Source organism: Mesorhizobium sp. M2A.F.Ca.ET.037.01.1.1 (genome assembly GCF_003998075.1).
GTDB lineage: Bacteria > Pseudomonadota > Alphaproteobacteria > Rhizobiales > Rhizobiaceae > Mesorhizobium.
The window spans coordinates 1-1,989 of the sequence record NZ_RZSA01001110.1 but is presented as its reverse complement, the minus strand read 5'-3'; the positions used below and the strand labels follow the sequence as shown (position 1 = coordinate 1,989).

The following is a 1,989-nucleotide window of genomic DNA, read 5'->3' as shown; positions in this document are numbered from 1 at the left end:
ATAGAGGCGGGTGCAAACAGGAAACGGCCTTTTCATGTCTAAATCAGCTCCGGCTCTCGCGCCGGTTCGATTCGACGCAGACGCGCAGGCAAAGCTCTCGGCGCTGCGGCGGACCAAATTCATCGCCGCGGCCGCGCTCGCGCTGTGCATCCTTGTCTTCGCGCTGGCGAAGTCCTTCCAGGCTGCCTATCCGTGGCTCGGCTTCGTCGCGGCCTTCGCCGAGGCGGCGACGATCGGCGGCATCGCCGACTGGTATGCCGTGGTGGCGCTGTTCAGGCGGCCGCTCGGGCTGCCGATCCCGCACACCGCCATCATCCCGGAGAACCAGCACCGCATCGCCGACAATCTCGGCCGCTTCATCGAGGCCAATTTCCTGGCGCCGGAGCCGGTGCGCGAAAAGCTCGCCGAGGTCGACTTCGCCGCCCTGGTCGCCGACTGGCTGGCCGACGCCGAGCGCGCCGCCGGCCTGTCGCGGTTCGTCGCGCGGCTGGTGCCGCAGACATTGACCGCGGTGGAGCAATCCGGGCTGCGCGGCTTCGTCACCAGCCGCATGCTGGAGCAGATCGAAAAGGTGCCGCTGGCGCCTTTGGCCGCCGACCTTCTGTCGGCGCTGACCGACGACCGCCGCCATCAAAAGCTGTTCGATGAGTTCACGCGGGTGGTCGGCCGTTTCCTCAAGGACGAGCAGGCGCTGGCGACGATGCGCGAGAAGATCCGCGAGGAATTGCCGTCGCTGTTCAACCTGTTTCGTGCCGATACCTATCTGTTGAAGAAGATCGTCGCCTCGGCGGGCTCGCTGCTGGATGAGGTCAGGGCCGATCCCGATCATCCGATGCGCGCCGAATTCGATCGTTTCGCGCTGGGCTTCATCGAGCGGCTCAGGACCTCGAAGCAATATGCAAGGCGCGCCGAGAAGCTGAAGCGCGATTTTCTCGGCCGCCCGGAGGTGAGGACGCTCGCCGGCGATGCGTGGGCGAGCCTGCGCCTGTTCATCGAGCAGGACGTCAATGCGCCGAGTTCGACGATACGCGAGCACCTCGCGAACATGTTCGTCGAAGTCGGCCGGCATCTGGCCGACGACGCGCAGATCAGGGCTGACATGAACCAGGGCTTTGTCGTGGCGCTGGCCTCGTTTGTCGAGAGCCAGAAAAGCGGGGTATCGACATTCATCGCCGACCAGGTCAAGCGCTGGGACCTGGCGCAGCTGACTCGGCTGATCGAGACGAATATCGGCAAGGATCTGCAATATATCCGCTTCAACGGCATGATCATCGGCGGGCTGGCCGGCTTGGCGCTCTATACGGCGGAGCGGCTGTTTCTGGTCAATTGACGCGGGCCTAACTGGCACTATTCTCCTGCTGGCACGCCGCAAGGGCAGCAAAACGGGAGGCAGGGCATGGCAAAACAACCGGAATCCGACTCGTTCTTCGACATGTTCAGCAGGTTCGGCCGCGACCTGAAACTGCCGAATGTCGATGTCCAGGCGATCCTCGATCATCATCGCAAGAACCTCGAAGCTCTCGAGAAGTCGGCGAAGGCAAGTGCGGCCGGCGCCTCCTCGGTGCTGGCGAGGCAGCATGAGATGGTGCAGAATGCCATCAACGAGGTTACGCGGATGGCGCAGAACTACCAGGCGCCCGGCAACCCGCAGGACCTGATGAGCAAGCAGGCTGAATTTGCCCGTAAGTCGTTCGAGACGACGCTGAAGAACGCCAGCGAAGTGGCTGACCTTGTACGGAAATCCAGCACCGAATCGGTCGAGATTCTGCGCGACCGGATCAGGGATGCGATGGCGGAAATCCGCGCCGGTTACGAAAAGAAATAGGCTGTCCGGCGGTTTCGAGCCCATCATAGACCGACATGCGGTGCAACCGGCGCAGGCGCTCGAGCGTTCTGGCCTGCCCTAAAAGCATCAACTCTACCGGCGAAAATCGCGGGGCGGCGAATTGACAGAGGCTGCCGCTTCATGGTCGGGAGATAGGCAAAAGT

2 protein-coding genes are annotated in these 1,989 nt (G+C 63.0%); both read left to right on the top strand.

What is annotated here, in order from left to right:
• Positions 1 to 34 precede the first annotated feature (34 nt).
• On the top strand, positions 35 to 1,330 hold the full coding sequence (locus EOA27_RS33995) for a DUF445 domain-containing protein (protein ID WP_126082230.1): 1,296 nt from the start codon (positions 35 to 37) through the stop codon (positions 1,328 to 1,330).
• A 66-nt stretch (positions 1,331 to 1,396) separates the two neighbouring features.
• A complete protein-coding gene (gene phaP, locus EOA27_RS33990) occupies positions 1,397 to 1,825 on the top strand; it encodes a TIGR01841 family phasin (protein ID WP_126082231.1) in 429 nt (142 codons plus the stop codon).
• Positions 1,826 to 1,989 lie beyond the last annotated feature (164 nt).